This window comes from Sinomonas notoginsengisoli (assembly GCF_021554725.1).
Taxonomy (GTDB): Bacteria; Actinomycetota; Actinomycetes; order Actinomycetales; family Micrococcaceae; genus Sinomonas; species Sinomonas notoginsengisoli.
Genome location: NZ_JAIZDP010000001.1, coordinates 930873 through 949101, shown reverse-complemented (window position 1 = coordinate 949101; position 18229 = coordinate 930873). Strand labels below are relative to the sequence as shown.

General features: G+C 67.9%; 20 protein-coding genes. 8 read left to right on the top strand and 12 right to left on the bottom strand.

Annotated features, from left to right (window positions below; translation table 11 throughout):
• Positions 1-13: 13 nt before the first annotated feature.
• Positions 14-886 carry an SGNH/GDSL hydrolase family protein gene (locus LF262_RS04415; protein WP_235779026.1) on the bottom strand — a complete coding sequence of 291 codons (873 nt, stop codon included), beginning with the start codon at positions 884-886 and terminating at the stop codon, positions 14-16.
• Positions 887-1137: 251 nt separating this feature from the next.
• Here LF262_RS04415 and typA point away from each other — a divergent pair, with 251 nt between their 5' ends.
• Positions 1138-3063: a translational GTPase TypA gene (gene typA, locus LF262_RS04410; RefSeq protein WP_235779025.1), complete on the top strand. Its 1926-nt coding sequence runs from the start codon at positions 1138-1140 to the stop codon at positions 3061-3063.
• A 25-nt stretch (positions 3064-3088) separates the two neighbouring features.
• Here the strand turns inward: typA and LF262_RS04405 are convergent, their stop codons facing one another.
• Positions 3089-3580, bottom strand: a complete 492-nt coding sequence (locus LF262_RS04405; protein WP_235779024.1) for an ArsR/SmtB family transcription factor — start codon at positions 3578-3580, stop codon at positions 3089-3091.
• Positions 3581-3639: 59 nt separating this feature from the next.
• On the opposite strand from LF262_RS04405, the gene LF262_RS04400 reads away from it, so the two are divergent.
• Positions 3640-4923, top strand: a complete 1284-nt coding sequence (locus LF262_RS04400) for an MFS transporter (RefSeq protein WP_235779023.1) — start codon at positions 3640-3642, stop codon at positions 4921-4923.
• 15 nt (positions 4924-4938) lie between these two features.
• Here the strand turns inward: LF262_RS04400 and LF262_RS04395 are convergent, their stop codons facing one another.
• The 3 genes from LF262_RS04395 to LF262_RS04385 form a co-directional block, all read right to left on the bottom strand.
• Positions 4939-5412 (bottom strand): hypothetical protein, encoded by a 474-nt coding sequence (locus LF262_RS04395; RefSeq protein WP_235779022.1) that lies wholly within the window; start codon positions 5410-5412, stop codon positions 4939-4941.
• A 52-nt stretch (positions 5413-5464) separates the two neighbouring features.
• Complete coding sequence (locus LF262_RS04390; RefSeq protein WP_235779021.1) at positions 5465-5959, bottom strand: hypothetical protein; 495 nt, start codon at positions 5957-5959, stop codon at positions 5465-5467.
• Between the two features lie 85 nt (positions 5960-6044).
• Complete coding sequence (locus LF262_RS04385) at positions 6045-6296, bottom strand: putative acetyltransferase (RefSeq protein WP_235779020.1); 252 nt, start codon at positions 6294-6296, stop codon at positions 6045-6047.
• A 112-nt stretch (positions 6297-6408) separates the two neighbouring features.
• Between LF262_RS04385 and fdxA the strand changes: the two genes are divergently transcribed.
• The 3 genes from fdxA to LF262_RS04370 all read left to right on the top strand — a co-directional run bounded on the left by fdxA (position 6409) and on the right by LF262_RS04370 (position 9243).
• Positions 6409-6735, top strand: a complete 327-nt coding sequence (gene fdxA, locus LF262_RS04380) for a ferredoxin (protein WP_235779019.1) — start codon at positions 6409-6411, stop codon at positions 6733-6735.
• Positions 6736-6746: 11 nt separating this feature from the next.
• Positions 6747-7895, top strand: coding sequence for a succinyldiaminopimelate transaminase (dapC, locus tag LF262_RS04375; protein ID WP_308190488.1), 1149 nt, complete (start codon positions 6747-6749; stop codon positions 7893-7895).
• 64 nt (positions 7896-7959) lie between these two features.
• Positions 7960-9243, top strand: coding sequence for a citrate synthase (locus LF262_RS04370; RefSeq protein ID WP_235779018.1), 1284 nt, complete (start codon positions 7960-7962; stop codon positions 9241-9243).
• Positions 9244-9328: 85 nt separating this feature from the next.
• Here the strand turns inward: LF262_RS04370 and galE are convergent, their stop codons facing one another.
• The gene (galE, locus tag LF262_RS04365) at positions 9329-10345 is read right to left on the bottom strand and encodes a UDP-glucose 4-epimerase GalE (protein ID WP_235779017.1); all 1017 of its coding nucleotides are present in this window, start codon (positions 10343-10345) and stop codon (positions 9329-9331) included.
• Positions 10346-10417: 72 nt separating this feature from the next.
• On the opposite strand from galE, the gene LF262_RS04360 reads away from it, so the two are divergent.
• Both LF262_RS04360 and LF262_RS04355 read left to right on the top strand, forming a co-directional pair.
• Positions 10418-11026, top strand: coding sequence for a TetR/AcrR family transcriptional regulator (locus tag LF262_RS04360; RefSeq protein WP_235779016.1), 609 nt, complete (start codon positions 10418-10420; stop codon positions 11024-11026).
• A 54-nt stretch (positions 11027-11080) separates the two neighbouring features.
• On the top strand, positions 11081-11692 hold the full coding sequence (locus LF262_RS04355) for a hypothetical protein (protein ID WP_235779015.1): 612 nt from the start codon (positions 11081-11083) through the stop codon (positions 11690-11692).
• 12 nt (positions 11693-11704) lie between these two features.
• On the opposite strand, the gene LF262_RS04350 is transcribed toward LF262_RS04355, so the two are convergent.
• Positions 11705-12553: a hypothetical protein gene (locus LF262_RS04350; protein ID WP_235779014.1), complete on the bottom strand. Its 849-nt coding sequence runs from the start codon at positions 12551-12553 to the stop codon at positions 11705-11707.
• Between the two features lie 102 nt (positions 12554-12655).
• Positions 12656-13666: a 2,3,4,5-tetrahydropyridine-2,6-dicarboxylate N-succinyltransferase gene (gene dapD, locus LF262_RS04345; protein ID WP_235779013.1), complete on the bottom strand. Its 1011-nt coding sequence runs from the start codon at positions 13664-13666 to the stop codon at positions 12656-12658.
• Between the two features lie 69 nt (positions 13667-13735).
• Between dapD and dapE the strand changes: the two genes are divergently transcribed.
• Complete coding sequence (gene dapE / locus LF262_RS04340) at positions 13736-14902, top strand: succinyl-diaminopimelate desuccinylase (RefSeq protein ID WP_235779012.1); 1167 nt, start codon at positions 13736-13738, stop codon at positions 14900-14902.
• A gap of 11 nt (positions 14903-14913) precedes the next feature.
• Here dapE and LF262_RS04335 read toward each other — a convergent pair whose 3' ends face one another.
• The 4 genes from LF262_RS04335 to LF262_RS04320 form a co-directional block, all read right to left on the bottom strand.
• A complete protein-coding gene (locus LF262_RS04335; protein WP_235779011.1) occupies positions 14914-15786 on the bottom strand; it encodes an amino acid ABC transporter permease in 873 nt (290 codons plus the stop codon).
• A complete protein-coding gene (locus LF262_RS04330; protein WP_235779010.1) occupies positions 15783-16430 on the bottom strand; it encodes an amino acid ABC transporter permease in 648 nt (215 codons plus the stop codon). The genes LF262_RS04335 and LF262_RS04330 overlap by 4 nt, the downstream gene beginning before the upstream one ends.
• Before the next feature lie 68 nt (positions 16431-16498).
• Positions 16499-17395, bottom strand: a complete 897-nt coding sequence (locus LF262_RS04325; protein ID WP_235779009.1) for a glutamate ABC transporter substrate-binding protein — start codon at positions 17393-17395, stop codon at positions 16499-16501.
• A gap of 61 nt (positions 17396-17456) precedes the next feature.
• Positions 17457-18212: an amino acid ABC transporter ATP-binding protein gene (locus LF262_RS04320; RefSeq protein WP_235779008.1), complete on the bottom strand. Its 756-nt coding sequence runs from the start codon at positions 18210-18212 to the stop codon at positions 17457-17459.
• Positions 18213-18229: the final 17 nt, after the last annotated feature.

Genomic DNA, 18229 nt, shown 5'->3' with positions numbered 1-18229 from the left:
GCGGAGGGGGCGGTCAGGGCAGGGTGAGCCCCTCCGCGGCCAGCGCGTCTGCCAGCACGGGTGCAAGCCGGGCCCTCCCCGAGGGGAGCAGGTGTACGGCGTCCTCGAGGTCCCCGGCGAGCCCATAGCGTGAGATCCAGTCGCCGCAGCTGATGAATGTGGCGCCCAAGCCCTTCGCCGTGCGGCCCAGGAGGGCGTCGACCTGCGTGCGGCGCCCTCCGCCGTCCGCCGCGGACTTGGCGAGGGTCCCCACCATGACGATCGGGGCCTCGGGATAGGTGCGCTGCAGTTCCGCGAAGAGCGTCCGGGCCCCGGCCACGATCGCCTCATCGGTCGCGTTCCGGCTTGCGTCGTTGCCGCCTCCCTGGACCACGACCAGGCGCGGGCTCCCTGCCGGGAGGTGCCAGTCCCTGAGCCTGAGCGCCTCGGCGTAGGCGTGGACCGTGGCGATTCCCACGGAGTACCCGGTGCCGCCGCTCCCGGCGAAGTACACGGAGTAGCCGGCCCGCTCCAGGCCGCGGCGCACCCAACTGTCCGAGGGCTCGGACTGCGAGTCGCCGATGAGCACGGCAGCGCGTGAGAGATCACCGAGCACCGACTCGATCCTCTGCGTGGATGGGTGGACGATCCACGAGCCCAGCGGTGCTGATGGCTGCGGCGTGAGGCGACGCGGCGGCGTCGTGCGCGGCTGGACGGCGAGGGGTGCGGTTCCGAACGGCACCCCGACGGCTTCAGGTGTGCTGGGGGAGGACGACGGCGCGCGCCCGCCGAGCGCGGCATCGCACCCAGCGATGGACAGCGCGATGGCGGCTGCGAGTGCGGCCGCGAGCACGCGGGCGGTGGCGCGCCGGGCCTTCAGGCCAGTGCGGCGGAAGCCTGCGTCCATGCCTGTCCTCCGTGTGGGTGAACGCGACCATCATTGCCTGCGCTCGGGCTCAGTGCCACCGTGGCGTGCGGCACGCTGGGTAAACGAGGGGCTTCGAGGCAGCCCTCGACACGGGCACTGCGTCGAAGAGAGTAAAATTGAGGTGCTGGCCCTCTTCAGGGTCTGTTCCGCCGTGCCTGAAGTCCCTAACGCGAGGGTCTGCGCTCGGGCGCCGGACAAATTGCGACCCACCCGAATCGAGCCTCACGCGTATGACTGAAACTCTGTCCACTGCTTCCCGTACCGACCTCCGCAACGTCGCCATCGTCGCACACGTCGACCACGGCAAGACCACGCTGGTCGATGCCATGCTGCGTCAGACCAACTCCTTCGCCGCCCACGGCGAAGTTGAGGACCGCGTGATGGACTCGGGCGACCTCGAGCGCGAGAAGGGCATCACCATCCTCGCGAAGAACACAGCTGTGCGCTACGCGGGCCCCTCGGCAGCGGAGGCCGGCGAGCCCGGCGGGATCACGATCAATGTCATCGACACCCCCGGACACGCTGACTTCGGCGGAGAGGTCGAGCGCGGCCTGTCCATGGTGGACGGCGTCGTGCTCCTCGTGGACGCCTCCGAGGGCCCCCTCCCACAGACCCGCTTCGTGCTGCGCAAGGCGCTGGCCGCTCACAAGCCCGTGATCCTCGTGGTGAACAAGACGGACCGTCCCGACGCCCGCATCGAAGAAGTGGTGCACGAGAGCATGGACCTGCTCCTCGGGCTGGCCTCCGACCTCGCAGACGAGGTGCCGGACCTCGACCTCGACAGGGTCCTCGACGTGCCCGTCGTGTACGCGGCGGCAAAGGTCGGTGCGGCGTCCCTCGAGCAGCCTGCCGACGGATCGGCGCCAGCCAACGACAACCTAGAGCCGCTCTTCGCGACGATCCTCAAGCACATCCCCGCACCGACCTACGATCCCGACGGGGTCCTCCAGGCCCACGTGACCAACCTCGACGCCTCGCCGTTCCTCGGCCGCCTCGCGCTCCTGCGGATCTACAACGGAACGCTCCGGAAGGGGCAGCAGGTCGCGTGGGCACGCCATGACGGGTCGATCAAGACCGTCAAGATCACCGAGCTGCTGGCCACGAAGGCCCTCGACCGCGTTCCCGCCGAGTCCGCAGGGCCCGGTGAGATCGTTGCTGTCGCCGGCATCGAGGACATCACGATCGGCGAGACGCTCACCGACGTCGAGAACCCCCAGCCGCTCCCGCTCATCACCGTCGACGATCCGGCGATCTCGATGACAGTCGGCATCAACACCTCGCCGCTCGCGGGGCGGGTCAAGGGCGCCAAGGTCACCGCCCGGCAGGTCAAGGACCGCCTCGAGAAGGAGCTCATCGGCAACGTCTCGATCCGCGTCCTGCCCACCGCGCGGCCTGACGCCTGGGAAGTGCAGGGCCGTGGCGAGCTCGCTCTGGCGATCCTGGTCGAGCAGATGCGACGCGAGGGCTTCGAGCTCACGGTCGGCAAGCCGCAGGTTGTGACCAAGAAGGTCGACGGCCAGGTCCTCGAGCCCATGGAGCACATGACGATCGACGTGCCCGAGGAGTACCTCGGCGCCGTCACCCAGCTGCTCGCCGCACGCAAGGGCCGCATGACCAACATGGCGAACCACGGCACCGGGTGGGTCCGGATGGAGTTCATGGTCCCCTCCCGCGGCCTCATCGGGTTCCGCACCAAATTCCTCACCGACACGCGTGGGGCGGGCATCGCCGCGTCGATCGCTGAGGGCTACGAGCCCTGGCACGGCGACATCGAGTACCGCACCAACGGCTCCCTCGTCGCGGACCGCGCCGGGGTTGCCACGCCGTTCGCCATGATCAACCTCCAGGAGCGCGGCACGTTCTTCATCCAGCCCACGGCTGAGGTGTACGAGGGCATGATCGTCGGCGAGAACTCGCGCGCCGACGACATGGAGGTGAACATCACCAAGGAGAAGAAGCTCACCAACATGCGCTCCTCCACGGCGGACAATTTCGAGGGCCTCACCCCGCCGAGGACGCTCACGCTCGAGGAGTCCCTCGAGTTCGCCCGCGAGGACGAATGCGTCGAGATCACCCCGGAGGCTATCCGCATCCGCAAGGTCATCCTTGACGCGAACGAGCGTCTCAAGGCTGCCCGGAACCGGGCCCGCAGCTAGCGGGCACCGCCGCCACCGAGGGGGTTCAGTCTGCCGTAGGGTCCGGGTGGTGGGCGATCATGAGGGAAGTCGCCTCGCCGTCCGGATCGGCCGGCATGGCGACGTACTCGTCGACCACCGCGCGCAGCTTGTCCAGGAGTTCTTCGCGATGCTGCACGTTGAGCTTCAGGCCTAGGCGCCAGACCGAGATGTCCTCGGGCGGGAGCGTCGCGGTCTCCTGGACGAAGGTCTCGATGAGCACGGGGGAGACGCCGTCGACCTGCTGGCTCCAGGACTTGCGCGTCGCCAGGTAGGGGACCTCTTTGGCCCCGCGGGCGCCGCGCCGCTCGGGCTGCGCCTCGAGGAAGCCTGTGGCCACGAGGGTGCGGACATGGTGGAGGCACGAGGCAGGATTGATGCCGAGGAGGTCGGCGATCTCCTTGTTGGTGCGAGCGTGGTGCAGGCACATCCGCAGAATTCGCAGGCGCAGGGGAGAACTGAGTGCCCGCCCCTTCGCGGCCTCTTCCGACTCGCTCATGCCAACACTGTACCCGCGAGTGATTGACACTTCCCAATCACTGCGCGCACACTGTCGGCATGAGCACCCCACCTACCGGCGAGCTGGCTGCGCCGCCGCTCATCCGCAGCCGATTCTTCCTCGCGTTCTGGACCGGGCAGAGCATCAGCCAGCTCGGCGTCCAGTTGGGGCAGCTCGCCCTGCCGGTCCTCGCCGTGAGCCTGCTCGGCGCGGGCGAGATGGACCTCGGCGTGCTCAACGCCGCTTCGATGGCGGCGTTCCTCATCGTGGGACTCCCCGCGGGCGCCTGGGTGGACCGATGGCTCAAACGCGCCACCATGATCCGGGCCGACCTCGTCCGGATGACGGCGATGTCGGCTGTGCCGCTGCTGTGGTGGACCGGGGCCCTGCAGATGTGGCACCTCTACGTCGTGGCAGCCGTCGTGGGCGTCGCGACCGTGTTCTTCGACGTGGCCTACCAGAGCTACATCCCGCTCCTGGTGGACCGGAGCCAGGTTGCGGACGCCAACGGCAAGCTCGAGGCCACGGCGCAGGTTGCCCGCATGGGTGGTCCCGCGCTGGGCGGCTTCCTGCTCACTCTGGTCAGCGCCCCGGTGCTGTTCGCGGCGGAGGCGGGAGGGTACTTGGCCTCGGCACTCTGCCTCGGCCGGGTCCGCGACTCCGAGAAGAGGCCCGAACGGATCGCAGGCAGCAGCCTGTGGGCCGAGATCCGGGAAGGCACCATCTTCGTGGCCCGCCATCCGCTCATCCGCCGCGTGGTCGCCTGCACCGCGATCAGCAACCTGTTCTCCTCGATCCTGTGGGTGCTCATGCCCCTCATCATCCTGCGCGAACTCGCGCTCGGGCCCGTGGGGCTGGGCGTGATGATGTCCATCGGTGCGGTGGGCGGCCTCCTCGGCGCGCTCGCCGGTCCGCGGCTTGGCCGCCTCGTGGGGGAGGGCCCGCTCCTGCCGCTGGGGCTCCTCCTGGCTGGCGCCGCCGTCGTGCTGTTCCCGCTCGCCCTCGCCGCGGGTCCTGGCCCGCTGGCGCTGGCACTGCTGAGCGTTGGGGAGTTCGCCTTCAGCTTCGGGGTGGTTGTCTACAACATCATGCAGGTGAGCATGCGCCAGCGCGTGTGCCCGCCCCGGCTCCTGGGCCGTATGAACGCGTCGATCCGGTGCGTGGTGTGGGGCGTCATGCCGATCGGCTCCTTGGTCGGCGGGGTCCTCGGCGAGCGGCTCGGGATCGCGCCGGCGCTGTGGATCTCGATCGTCGGCATGATCCTCTGCGTCCTGCCCGTGGCCATCGGCCCGTTCTTCGGCATGCGGACGCTACCGGACGCCGCGGAGGTCCGCGAGGACTGACGCGGCACCGACCTTTCAGGCTGAGGCGGTGGACAGCGCCAGCCGTGCGGGTTCCCGGTAGACGGTCCACTCGCCGTCGACCTCGCCGCTGAGACGGTGCTCGGTGTCGATGAGAACCAGGTGGGACCATGCGGCACTCACGAGGCGGACTCTCGCGCCCGTCGGGGCCTGGGCTTGAGCCAGCAGTTCGGAGAGTGCCGGGGCGTCGACGGTGAGTCCCGCCGCGGCGTGGGTGAAACGCGTGCGGTGGAGCAGTGCCTCCTCCGATCTCACACTGAGGGCTGTCACGCGGCGTAGCGCGCTATTTGACTCGGGACCCTTCCACTCGAGGACCGCGGTGAACCTCGCGATGGCGCGGATCGGGAGTTTGGAGTTCCCGGGTCCGGAATGGTCTTCGATGAGGTCCACGTGGAGCCCGCAGTCGAGGGCGCGCACATCGATCGAGGCGATCCGCGCGGTGCGGTGTCGTACTGGTCGGACGAGCGACATGATGGCCAGCCTTGTTCGGGGTGTTCCGACCCAGCCTCGGGGCACCATTTCTCTAATCGATGGAAAAATCGTAGACGTCTCGTGCCTTCTCCGCAAGGCGCCACTCACCCCGGATCCTCGTGGTGATCCGGTGGCTGGGGGCTGTGATCATGAGGTCCGTCCACGCGAGGTCCACGAGTTCGAACTCGTGGCCATCGTGCGCGCCGATCCGCGGCCCGAACCGCTTGGCCTCCGGTGGGCTGAGGAGGAGGGAGGCGTTCGCGAGGCTGAGACCCCTGCGCCTGAAGATGTCATCACACGACTCGATGCTCGCGATCGAGCGGCGGAGTGTGCTTCCGTCCGACGTGCGCCGCTGAAGGACAGCCGTGAACCGGGCGGTTGCGCGGGCGCTGCCCAGCGGAACCAAACCAAGCATCGCGAGCTGCACCTCGACGCGCAGTCCCTCCCGGGAGGGGTGGACTTCAACGTTTTCAACCCTCGGCTCCTCGAGCACGAGCGGCGGGAGGCCTTTTCGGGCGATCGCACCCAGCATCGAGTTGAAGGACATGGCTGGTCTCCTCACGGTGGGCCAGCCCAGCTCCGACCCCATTACGCAATCAATTGGACTTAATGGTAGACCCAGCATTTCCGGTTCACAAGGGCAGGCCGGAACTGCGTCCCCGCCGGCCCAGGCCCTGGGGTGGGGGCGGCACCGGCTTGGCGGCGGTCACGTCGCTCAGCCGCACGACGGCGTCGCCCCGCCTCGTGCGCACGGTGACCGTCGCGTCGTCGCACGCCACCAGATCCCCGAGCGCATCGGTGAATCCGCCCTCGATCCTGCGGCGCACCACCACCCGGGTTCCGGCAGGCAGTGATCGCAGGAGGTCCGCGGGAGAGGAGGGCATGCTCCATCGTAGGCGCGGCGGCATCGATCCCGTGTGACGCTGGAGTGGCGGTGGCGGGGCGATAGATAATAGGCTCAATCGGCCCGGTAGTACTGGAAGAGAGGGTGGCACCGTGACCTATGTGATCGCACAGCCGTGCGTGGATGTGAAGGACAAGGCCTGCGTCGAGGAGTGTCCCGTCGACTGCATCTACGAGGGCGAACGGTCGCTGTACATCCACCCGGACGAGTGCGTTGACTGCGGTGCCTGCGAACCTGTCTGCCCAGTCGAGGCCATCTACTACGAGGACGATGTCCCGGACGAGTGGAGCGACTACTACAAGGCGAACGTCGAATTCTTCGACGACCTCGGCTCTCCGGGCGGCGCGGCGAAGCTCGGCAACACCCACAAGGACCACCCGCTCGTGGCCGCGCTTCCACCCCAGGTTCCGGCCAGCTGAGGGTGGAGGACGTGCAGCGAGCCACCGATCGGGCCTTCGGCCTCGACCTGCCCGACTATCCTTGGGAGGCCATGGCGCCGTATGCCCAGAAGGCTGCCCGGCACCCCGGCGGAGCCGTCAACTTGTCGATTGGAACACCGGTCGACCCCACACCCGAGGTCATCCAGCAGGCGCTTGCCGCTGCCGCCGATGCCCACGGCTATCCGACGGTGCATGGAACAAGGCCCCTGAGGGAGGCGGTGGTCGAGTGGTTCGCGAGGCGCCGTGGAGTTCCCGGCCTCGACGAGCAGGCCGTCATGCCCACCATCGGTTCCAAGGAGCTCGTCGCGTGGCTGCCGTTCCTCCTCGGGCTCGGTGCCGGAGACGTGGTGGTGCGGCCTACGGTGGCGTACCCGACCTACGACATCGGCGCACGCCTTGCCGGCGCGACGGCAGTGGCCGCGGACAGCCTCGATGAGCTCGACGCCGCCACGCTGGCCCGTGTGAGGCTCGTGTGGGTCAACTCCCCAGGGAACCCCACCGGCGCGGTGCGGGATGCGGATGCGCTGCGCACCGTCGTCGACCGCGCTCGCAGCCTCGGTGCCGTCGTCGCTTCTGACGAGTGCTACGCCGAACTGGGTTGGGGCGTGTGGGACGCCCAGCGGGGAGGGGAGCCGGTTCCGTCGGTGCTCGATCCCCGCGTCAGCGGGGGCGACCTCGCGGGCCTTCTGAGCGTCTACTCTCTGAGCAAGCAGTCCAATCTCGCGGGATACCGGGCGGCGTTCGTGGCCGGCGCACCCGAGCTCATGCCGAACCTCGTCAACAGCCGCAAGCACGCCGGCATGATCATGCCGTACCCCGTACAGGAGGCCATGCGCGTGGCCCTCGGCGACGAGGCCCACGTCCTGGCTCAGAAGGACCTCTACCGGGCTCGCCGTGAACGGCTCGTGCCCGCGCTCGAGGCGTTCGGCCTAGCCATCTCGCACTCGGAGGCCGGCCTCTACCTGTGGTGCACCGCGGCGGAGGACACGTGGACCACCGTGGACCGGCTCGCCGGTCTCGGGATCGTCGTGGGGCCGGGCGTGATCTACGGCGAGGCGGGCCGCGGCTTTGTGCGCGTGGCCCTCACAGGAAACGACGAGCGCATCGACGCGGCCGTGGAGCGGCTGACCGCACGCTGATTAGTGCGGCGCGGGATCTGGGAGTAGCGTAAGGATGTTGCGAGCTACCCATTGAAGGGGAACCATGACTGAGATGAATGGCGCTGTCCTGCGCCACGAAGGGGGAGAGCTCCAGCTCCCCCGCATCGCCGCCGTCGAGGGAAATGACGGCTATGACGTCTCGAAGCTGCTGAAAGAGACGGGCGCCGTCACCTTCGATCCCGGCTTCATGAATACCGCTGCCACGACCTCGGCGATCACGTTCATCGACGGCGATGAGGGGATCCTCCGCTACCGCGGCTACCCCATCGAGCAGCTGGCGCAGCACTCGAGCTTCCTCGAGGTCTCCTACCTCCTGATCTACGGAAACCTCCCCACCGGATCCGAGCTCGAGGAGTTCGACCAGCGCATCCGCCGCCACACGCTCCTGCACGAGGAACTCAAGAGCTTCTTCGCCGGCTTCCCGCGCGACGCGCACCCGATGCCGGTGCTGTCCTCGGCCGTCTCGGCCCTGTCGACGTTCTACCAGGACTCCCTGGACCCGTTCAACGAGGAACAGGTGGAGCTCTCCACCATCCGGCTCATGGCCAAGCTCCCCGTGATCGCCGCGTACGCGCACAAGAAGTCGGTCGGCCAGGCCCTCCTGTACCCGGACAACTCCATGAACCTCGTGGAGAACTTCCTGCGCCTCTCGTTCGGCCTTCCCGCTGAGCCGTACGACCTCGACCCGCTCGTCGTGAAGGCGCTCGACACGCTCCTGATCCTGCACGCGGACCACGAGCAGAACTGCTCGACCTCGACCGTGCGCCTCGTCGGGTCTGCGAACGCGAACATGTTCGCTTCCGTTTCCGCGGGCATCAACGCCCTCTTCGGCCCGCTCCACGGCGGTGCCAACGAGGCCGTGCTCAACATGCTCCGCCGAATCCAGGCCGAGGGCGTCAAGCCCGAGGACTTCATGGAGAAGGTCAAGAACAAGGAGGACGGGGTCCGGCTCATGGGCTTCGGACACCGCGTCTACAAGAACTACGACCCCCGCGCCAAGATCATCAAGGCCACGGCCCACGAGATCCTCGGCAAGCTGGGCGGCAACGACGAGCTCCTGGACATCGCCATGCGGCTTGAGGAGAAGGCCCTCGCGGACGACTACTTCATCCAGCGCAAGCTCTACCCGAACGTCGACTTCTACACGGGCCTCATCTACAAGGCGATGGGCTTCCCGGAGAAGATGTTCACCGTGCTCTTCGCGATCGGTCGCCTCCCCGGCTGGATCGCCCAGTGGCGCGAGATGATCAAGGACCCGCAGACCAAGATCGGGCGTCCGCGCCAGCTCTATGTGGGCGAGCCGGCGCGCGAGTACCCCGCGCCCTGATCATTGCCCCCTGAGGCGGCATGAAGTACGACGGCGGCCGGTGCCTCCCCCGCGGCGGGAGGCGCCGGCCGCCGTCGTCCTCGCCTCAGGATTTTTGATAGCCCATGGGGTTGTCCTTCTGCCAGCGCCAGTGGTCCTCGCACATCTGGTCCACAGTCTTGCTCGTGGACCAGCCGAGGTCGGCCAAGGCGGCGGAGGGGTCGGCCCAGAAGGCCGGCAGGTCGCCGGCGCGGCGCGGCGCGATCTCGTAGGGGATCGGGGTCCCCACGGCCTTCTCGAAGGCGTGGTGCATCTCGAGGACGCTCGTGCCCTTGCCCGAGCCGAGGTTCCAGCGGTACACGCCCTCGTGGACCTTGAGGTAGGACAGGGCGGCGGCGTGGCCCTCGGCGAGATCGACCACGTGGATGAAGTCGCGCAGGCAGGTGCCGTCCGGCGTGTCGTAGTCACCGCCGAACACCATGAGCTTCTCCCGGCGCCCCACGGCCACTTGGGCGATGAACGGGACGAGGTTGTTGGGAATGCCCTGTGGGTCCTCGCCGATGCGGCCGGAGGGGTGGGCGCCGACCGGGTTGAAGTAGCGCAGCAGCGCTATGCGCCAGGCCGGGTTGGAGGCGCCGAGGTCGGAGAGGATGTCCTCGATCTGCTCCTTGGTTCGCCCATAGGGGTTCATGGCCCCGATTTCCATCTTCTCGATGTAGGGCGTCGGATTGTGCTCCCCGTAGACCGTCGCGGAGGACGAGAAGACGATGGTGCGGATGCCATGGCGCTCCATGACGCGCAGGAGTGTGATGGTCCCGGCAACGTTGTTGAAGTAGTAGTCCAAGGGGATGCCCACGGACTCGCCCACGGCCTTGAGGCCGGCGAAGTGGATCACGGCCTCGGGGGAGTGCTCGGCGAAGACGGCGTCCAGGGCCTCCTCGTCGGTGATGTCCGCCTGGACGAAGGCCGCCTCGCGTCCTGCAATCTCGGCGACGCGGCGGAGCGACTCCGGGCTTGAGTTGGAGAGGTTGTCGACGGCGACCACGTCATGGCCGCCCTCGAGCAGGGTCAGAACTGTGTGGGAGCCGATGTACCCGGTGCCACCGGTGACGAGGATGCGCATGGGCTCCATCCTATCGAGGGCTGTCCTGCAGTACGTTCCGTCCAAAGGGCACAAGTGTGCTAAATAGAGAGGGTGCCCAGAAACGTGGATCCGGCTGAGCGCCGCCAGGAGGTCGTCGAGGCCGTCAAGCGGATTGTTGTCGCAGATGGCCTTGGCCGCGTCTCCCTGCGCGAGGTGGCCGCCGAGGCGGACCTCGTGGTCGGGTCGGTGAGGCACTACTTCGCCACCTCGGGCGCACTGCTCGTCCACGCCTTCGAATCCGTGGTGGATGCCGTTCTGGCCCGGCTGGCCTCGGCGGTGCCCGAGCCGAGCGGCGCCCCTCTGGGCGTCGGCGAGGACGAGGTGGTCGCACAGCTGTGCCAGCTCCTTCCCCTCGACGAGGAGCGCGCCGTGGACCTGTGCGTCTGGGCCGAGTTCAAGCTCGCGGCGCGCACCCGACCGGAACTGGTGGCTACGGCCGAGCGCAGCCACCGCGCAGTGGCTGCCGTCGTCGGGCGGTCGCTCATGGCGCTCCGGCCGGGGCTCGGCAGCGACGTGCTGGTGCGCGAGGCCGAGCGCCTTCTGGCTACGATCGAGGGACTCGGGCTGCATGCGCTGCTCCAGGGCCGGTGGCTTGACGCACAGCTGTGCCTGGACGTGGTCCGCACACAGGTCGCGGGCATCGCGGCCGGCCCGCACTGAAGTCCCTGCGCGGGAATACACTGGGAGAAGACCGGCAAGGAAGCGAATCGACTGATGCACCATACTGGCGGACCCGGCTGGCGGGTCACCATGGACACGTCCGGCCCCATGCTCCTCGCGCTCTACCTGAAGGACTACGCAGGCCTCAACGGTGCGGGGATGCCGCCTGTCGCGCCCGCCGAGCCCAGGATCCGCGAGACAGACCAGCACCAGCTCACCCAGCACGTGGGGGGCATTCCCGCGCTCCGCCGTGAGTGGGAGGTCTGGTGGCAGCATCTGATCGAGAACCACCCGGAGATGAGTCCCGCACTCGAGCCGCCGAACTTCACGGCGTTCGGGGAAGCGCCGGCCCTGCAGCGCTCGCTCCAGGCCCACTTCGGGTCCGCCCTCGCCTGGGCCAGAGAGCGCCGCGCCGAGTACGAGCGGCTCGAAAGGGAACGCGCGTCCAACGGCGCCACGGACGTGCTCCGTGAGATTGTCGAGGAGCGCCAGCTCGAGGCCGGCACCGCCGCCCGCGACTTCAACCTCACGATCATCGAACTCCCGCTCAGCGAGGACCGGGCGTGGCTGGTCAACACGGACAAGGTGATCATGAGCCAGCACCTCCTGGAGGATCCAGAGGCGTTCAGGAGCTATCTCAAGCCGGTGGTTGAGCTTTTGATGTGACCGCTCGCTGGGTCAGGGGGTCTCGGCGACCGTAATGGTCACGACGTCGTCTGGGGCTGCGGACTCCGTCCACCCCTTGTTGCCGTCGCGCAGCCACGAATGGCCCGCGAAGTCCACCTTGGTGATCGCCAGCTGCTTGGCATTCGCGACGGCCCATTGGGCAACAGACCAGCCTTGGGCGCCGTTCGCCGCGACCGCGACCGTCTTGCCCGCCGCGGTGGCCTGCATGACCCCGTAGGCGCTGGTGAGCTGGGACTTGACCGCGGCGGGATTACCCGCCGAGTCCGGCTTGCGGAGCGTGCACGTGAGCGCCGCCTGGGACTGCCCGGTCAGGGCGGACGCGAACGCGCGCCCCGTGTCCTCCTGCTGGGCATACGCCCTCGGGAAGCCCGAGCGCTGGACCTTCTGCGCGGCGTCCGTGATGGGCAGGCCCTCGTAGCCCTCGATCTTGATGAGCACGTCGTAGAACGCGTTCGTCGCGTAGACCGGGTCCATGATCTGGGCCTCCGTGCCCCAGCCCTGCGACGGCCGCTGCTGGAAGAGGCCTCGTGAGTCGGGGCCAGCCGAGTCGCCGTAGCTCAGGTTGCGGAGCTTCGACTCCTGCATGGACGTGGCCAGCGCGATCGTTGCCGCGCGCGGTGGCAGGCGGCGCTGCACCGCTATCGCGGCGATGAGCGAGGCGTTCGCGGTCTGATCGGTGGCGAGGGACTGCTTGTCGTTCCCGAGCGGCGCGGTGCAGCCCTCGACGATAGGAGCTTCATTTCGGTTGAGCACGAGCGCCGCGATGTACACCCCGACCCCGGCGAGGGCGAGGGCAACGAGGACGGTGAGGGCGCGCCGTACTCTGCGGGCCAGGGCCATCCGGGTGCTCCTTGGACTCAGGGGGAGTGTTCGGCAGTGAGGGGACTACACGCACGACGACGGGGGCGCACCTGGGCGTGCACCCGCCGTCGTGCTCTCGCGTCAGTTGGCGTGCAGCGCCTCGCTCAGCTCGACCGACTGGCCACTGCGGGGAAGCGCTTCGACTTGCCCGTTGGTGGAGTTGCGGCGGAACAGGAGGTTGGGCTGCCCCGAAAGCTCGATGGCCTTGACGACCTTCTCGGCGTTCTCACCGAACGCGTCCTTGAACCCGCTGATCCGCACTCGGGTGCCAGCGGTGACGTAGAGGCCGGCCTCGACCACGGAATCGTCTCCGATCGAGATGCCCACGCCCGAGTTGGCGCCAAGGAGGACGCGCTCGCCGAGGGCGATGCGCTCCTTGCCGCCGCCGGAGAGGGTGCCCATGATAGAAGCGCCGCCGCCCACGTCGGTCCCGTCCCCGACCACGACGCCAGCCGAGATGCGCCCCTCGACCATGGACGCACCGAGCGTGCCAGCGTTGTAGTTCACGAAGCCTTCGTGCATCACGGTGGTGCCCTCGGCGAGGTGGGCGCCGAGGCGCACGCGGTCGGCGTCGGCGATGCGGACGCCGGCGGGCACAACGTAGTCGACCATGCGCGGGAACTTGTCGACTCCGTAGACCGTCACCGGGCCGCGGCGGCGAAGCTTGGCCCGGGTGATCTCGAAGCCGGCCGGGTGGCAGGGGCCGAAGTTGGTCCACACCACGTTGGGAAGCTTTCCGAACACGCCGTCGAGGTTGACGGTGTTGGGTGCCACCAGCCGGTGGGAGAGCAGGTGCAGGCGCAGGTAGGCGTCCGCGGTGTCCGCAGGTGCCTTGTCGAGGTCGATCTGGACGAAGACGACCTTGGTCTGCGTGCCCCGGTCGGCGTCGTCGCCGTTCTCTGCGGCGGCCACAAGATCAGCGGGGGCAGAGTCCACCACGGAGTCGTCGGAAAGGTGCTCGGCTGCCTCGCCGAGGGCCGGGGCCGGGAACCAGACATCGAGGACCGTGGCCTCGCCGGCGCCTTCGGCTACGTGGATCGTGGCGAGCCCGAAGCCGTGGGCAGCACGGGATGCGGCAGGGGTTTCAGTCATGGTGCCCAGTCTATCGGCGGGCGCGGGTGCTCCCGCCACACGAGGGGCCCCTCCAACTATGCTGGGCGGGTGACTTCCGCCGCATCGCCTTCGCCCGCAGCGTTCCTCGATCTGGCCCAGGATGTCGCCCTCCTGGCCGCCGCATTGATCGATATCGAGAGCGTCTCGGGCGGGGAGACCGCGATCGCCGACGCGATCGAGGCGGCACTGCGTTCTCAGACCTCGCTGGACGTGACGCGCGACGGCGATGCGATCGTTGCCCGCTCCGCGCTGGGATGCGCCGAGCGAGTGATCCTCGCCGGGCACATTGACACGGTTCCGCTGCCTGCCGTGGAGGGCGCCCGGGGAACGGTCCCGTCGTCGTGGGAGGGGGCGCCGGGAGAAGGCGTCCTCTGGGGCCGCGGCGCGACCGACATGAAGGGTGGCGTCGCGGTGCAGCTCGCACTCGCTGCCCGCCTCTTCCCGTCCCGCAGCTCCGCGCACGACGGCGCCACCCACTCCGCGCGCACCTCCACGGGACGTGACGTCACCTTCGTCTTCTACGACCACGAGGAGGTTGAGGCGTCCAAGAGCGGGCTCGGCCGGCTGGCTGCGAACCACCCGGACCTGCTGGTGGGGGATTTCGCGATCCTGCTCGAGCCCACCAACGGCACGGTGGAGGGGGGGTGCAACGGGACGCTCCGCGTGGAGGCGACGGTGCTCGGGGAAGCAGCGCACTCGGCGCGCGCGTGGATGGGGAAGAACGCGATCCACGCCTCCGCGCCCATCCTCGAGCGCCTCGCGGCGTACGAGCCGGCGACGGTCGCTGTTGACGGCTTGGACTACCGGGAGAGCCTGAACGCTGTGGGCATCGCGGGCGGCACCGCGGGCAACGTGATCCCTGATCGCTGCACGGTGACCATCAACTACCGCTTCGCCCCGGACAAGAGCATCGACGAGGCCGAGGCGCACGTCCGCGCGCTCCTAGACGGGTTCGACGTGGTGCGCACGGACGGCGCGTCCGGTGCGCGGCCGGGCCTGACCCATCCTGCAGCTGCAGCGTTCGTCGAGGTGGTGGCGCGTGAGCCGCTGCCCAAGTACGGGTGGACCGATGTGGCACGGCTCTCGGAGCTTGGCGTACCGGCGGTGAACTTCGGGCCCGGGGACCCGCTCCTCGCCCACAAGGACGACGAGCGGGTCTCCGGGCCCGATATCCGCGCATGCCTGGCCTCGCTCGAGGCCTGGCTGACAGCCTAGGCCGCTGCGCGTCAGACCTTCACCGCGGCCTCCTGGGCGGCCGCCATGGCGCCGCCACCCTTCCTGCCGGAGACGCGCTGACTCTTGCGCAGGCGGCTCTCGGCGAACTTGGCGATTCCCGAGAGGATGAGGCACATGCCCACGTAGAGCACGCCCGCGACGATCGCGGCGGGCACGATGGGCGAGCCGTACTGGGCCTGTGAGCCGAAGTACTTCGCTTGGAAGAGGATCTCGTTATAGGTGACGATGAAGCCCAGCGCGGTGTCCTTCAGGGTTACGACAAGCTGGGAGATGATCACCGGCAGCATCGAACGGACTGCCTGGGGAAGCAGGATGCTCTGCATCACCTGGGACTTGCGCAGGCCGATCGCGTAGCCAGCCTCGCTCTGGCCCTTCGGAAGGGCCTCGATGCCGGCACGGAAGACCTCGGCGAGCACTGAGCCGTTGTACAGGATGAGCGCCACGACCACGGCCACGAATGGCGGCCAGCTGACGTGGAACAGGGGGGGAAGCCCGTAGTAGATCATCATCATGAGGATCAGCACCGGGATGGCCCTGAAGAGCTCAGTGAACCAGTGGAACGGGCGCGAGACCCACGGGCGCTCGGAGAGCCTGCCGATGGCGAGGACAATGCCGAGGATGAGACTGCCGACGGCGGCGACGGCGAAGGCCGACAGGGTGGCCCCGGCCGCCTGGAGGATCGTCTGCTGGACGAGCGGGAACGTGAAGATCTTCCATTTGGCCTCGCTGAACTGGCCCGACTCGGCGAAGCGCCAGATGATGAACCCGATGATTGCCAGGATCACCAGAGTGCCGAGAACCCCCAGGATGAGGTGCCGGGAGCGGGCCTTCCGGCCCGGGGCGTCGTAGAGGACGGAGGTCATCGGGCCACCTTCCACTTCTTCTCGAAGTAGCGCTGGAGCTGAGCGAGGATCAGGACGAGGATCACAAAGAACAGGGCCACCCAGAGCAGTCCCTCCATCTGGGGGTACCCGCGCTCAGAGAGGTTGGCGCGGATCGCACCGGCTTCAAAGACGGAGAAGCCTGCTGCGACCGTGGTGTTCTTCAGCAGCGCGATCAGGACGCTGAAGAGCGGCGGCAGCACGGAGCGGAACGCCTGGGGAAGAACCACGAGGGTAAGCGTCTGCGTGAAGGGAAGGCCGATCGCCCGGGCGGCCTCGGCCTGGCCGACCGGCACCGTGTTGATGCCCGAGCGGAGCACCTCGGCCACATAGGTCGCGGTGTAGAGGCTCAGCCCGATGGTCGCGGCGGTCATGAAGTCAATCTCGGGAAGGTCCAGCTTTGGGTAGCCGAGGGCGAAGAAGAACAGCACGAGTGTCAGCGGTGTGTTGCGGACGACGTTCACGTAGAGCGTCCCGAAGGCCCTCAGCGCGGGAACGGGCGAGACCCGCATCGCGCCGACGATGGTGCCCAGGATGAGGGCGAGGATCCCGGATACGACGAACAGGATGATGGTGTTCTTGAATCCGGTGGTGAAGAGGTCGAGATTGTCGAAGAGGGTGTTCACGGCAGCCTTCGCTTTCTAGCCGAAACAGCAGCGGGCGGGACGCGGAACGCCCCGCCCACCGCTGCCTGTCAGTAGTTGTCGACGGCGGGCTGCTCGACCTTCGTGCCGGACTTGCCGAGCGTCGAGTCGTAGATCTTCTGCCACGTGTCCTTGCCGCTGGTCAGCTTGTCATTGAAGAACTTGCGCAGGGCCGTGTCACCCTTGGGAACGCCGATGCCGTACTTCTCCGTGGTGAACGGCTGGCCGACCACCTTCAGGGCGTCCGGCTCCTGGGCGGCATATCCGAGGAGGATGGCCTGGTCGGTGGTGACGGCGTCGGCCTGCCCGTTCTTGAGGGCTTCGACGCACTGCGAGTACGTGTCGAACTCGGTTGTCTTCGTCTGGGGGAAGTTCGCCTTGATGTTCTGGATCGGCGTCGAACCGGTGGCGGAGCAGACCGTCTTGCCGGCCAGGTCCTTCTCGCTGTTGATCGCTGTGTTGCTCTTCTTCACGAGCAGGCCCTGCCCCGTGACGAAGTACGGCCCCGCGAAGTCGACGAGCTGCTTGCGCTTGTCCGTGATGGAGTAGGTGCCGATGTAGAAGTTGACGTCGCCGTTCTGGATGGCGGACTCCCGGTTGGCGGACGGGATTGCCTTGTAATCGATCTTGTCCGCGCCGTAGCCGAGCGAGGCGGCCATCCACTTGGCGATCTCGATGTCGAAGCCGCTGTACTCGCCGGTGGCCGCGTCCTTGAAGCCGAGTCCGGGCTGGTCCTGCTTGACGCCGATGGTGACCTTGCCTGCCGACTTGATCTTGTCGAACGTGGGGCTGCCCGTCAGCGAGACGTTGGTGGCGACCTGGTAGGGGGCAGCCGACGCGGATGAGCCGCCGCCGCCTCCGCTTGAGCCGCCACAGGCGGACAGGGCCAGTGCCATCACCGCGGTGGCGGCGGTCAGCACGGCCTTCTTGGTGCGGAAGAGTGCCATGGGGAACGATTCCTTTCTTCACGGGCCACCGGTGGGCCCAAGTGCGAGCGGGCTGGGGAAGTCAGTGGGTAAGCAGCTTCGAGAGGAAGTCCTTGGCGCGGCTGCTCTGCGGATTGGTGAAGAAGTCCTCAGGTTTGGCCTGCTCGACGATCTGGCCGTCCGCCATGAACACGACGCGGTCCGCGGCCTTGCGGGCGAACCCCATCTCGTGGGTCACCACGATCATGGTCATGCCCTCCTTGGCCAGCTGGACCATGACGTCGAGGACTTCGTTGATCATCTCCGGGTCCAAGGCAGAGGTCGGCTCGTCGAAGAGCATGACCTTGGGCTTCATCGCGAGCGCACGCGCAATCGCGACGCGCTGCTGCTGGCCGCCCGAGAGCTGCGCCGGCAACTTGGGAGCCTGATGCCCCACGCCGACCCGCTCGAGGAGCGCCATTGCCTCCTTCTCGGCCGCGGCCTTGTCCATTCCCTTGACCTTCATCGGTCCCAGGGTGATGTTCTCGAGGATGGTCTTGTGCGCAAACAGGTTGAACGACTGGAAGACCATGCCGACGTCGGCCCGGAGCCTTGCGAGCTCCTTGCCCTCGTCGGGAAGCTTCTTCCCGTCGATGAAGATCTCGCCGTCCTCGATGGTCTCGAGTCGGTTGATCGCCCGGCATAGGGTCGACTTGCCAGAGCCCGATGGGCCGATGACCACCACGACCTCGCCTTTGCTCACTTCAAGGTTGATGTTCTGGAGGACATGGAGCTGGCCGTAGTGCTTGTTCACGCCCTTGACAGAGACGAGGGTGCTCGCCGATGTGTCAGTAGTCATAGGGAAAATGTAACGGA

What these genes read in the sequence shown, in the direction of transcription:
- galE (WP_235779017.1), bottom strand. Translation starts at nt 10,345, where the DNA reads ATGCGCATCCTCGTCACCGGTGGCACCGGGTACATCGGCTCCCACACA.
- LF262_RS04325 (WP_235779009.1), bottom strand. Translation starts at nt 17,395, where the DNA reads ATGGCACTCTTCCGCACCAAGAAGGCCGTGCTGACCGCCGCCACCGCG.
- LF262_RS04390 (WP_235779021.1), bottom strand. Translation starts at nt 5,959, where the DNA reads ATGTCCTTCAACTCGATGCTGGGTGCGATCGCCCGAAAAGGCCTCCCG.
- LF262_RS04415 (WP_235779026.1), bottom strand. Translation starts at nt 886, where the DNA reads ATGGACGCAGGCTTCCGCCGCACTGGCCTGAAGGCCCGGCGCGCCACC.
- LF262_RS04320 (WP_235779008.1), bottom strand. Translation starts at nt 18,212, where the DNA reads ATGACTACTGACACATCGGCGAGCACCCTCGTCTCTGTCAAGGGCGTG.
- typA (WP_235779025.1), top strand. Translation starts at nt 1,138, where the DNA reads ATGACTGAAACTCTGTCCACTGCTTCCCGTACCGACCTCCGCAACGTC.
- LF262_RS04335 (WP_235779011.1), bottom strand. Translation starts at nt 15,786, where the DNA reads ATGACCTCCGTCCTCTACGACGCCCCGGGCCGGAAGGCCCGCTCCCGG.
- LF262_RS04395 (WP_235779022.1), bottom strand. Translation starts at nt 5,412, where the DNA reads ATGTCGCTCGTCCGACCAGTACGACACCGCACCGCGCGGATCGCCTCG.
- LF262_RS04400 (WP_235779023.1), top strand. Translation starts at nt 3,640, where the DNA reads ATGAGCACCCCACCTACCGGCGAGCTGGCTGCGCCGCCGCTCATCCGC.
- LF262_RS04350 (WP_235779014.1), bottom strand. Translation starts at nt 12,553, where the DNA reads ATGGCCCTGGCCCGCAGAGTACGGCGCGCCCTCACCGTCCTCGTTGCC.
- LF262_RS04355 (WP_235779015.1), top strand. Translation starts at nt 11,081, where the DNA reads ATGCACCATACTGGCGGACCCGGCTGGCGGGTCACCATGGACACGTCC.
- LF262_RS04405 (WP_235779024.1), bottom strand. Translation starts at nt 3,580, where the DNA reads ATGAGCGAGTCGGAAGAGGCCGCGAAGGGGCGGGCACTCAGTTCTCCC.
- LF262_RS04370 (WP_235779018.1), top strand. Translation starts at nt 7,960, where the DNA reads ATGACTGAGATGAATGGCGCTGTCCTGCGCCACGAAGGGGGAGAGCTC.
- LF262_RS04385 (WP_235779020.1), bottom strand. Translation starts at nt 6,296, where the DNA reads ATGCCCTCCTCTCCCGCGGACCTCCTGCGATCACTGCCTGCCGGAACC.
- dapD (WP_235779013.1), bottom strand. Translation starts at nt 13,666, where the DNA reads ATGACTGAAACCCCTGCCGCATCCCGTGCTGCCCACGGCTTCGGGCTC.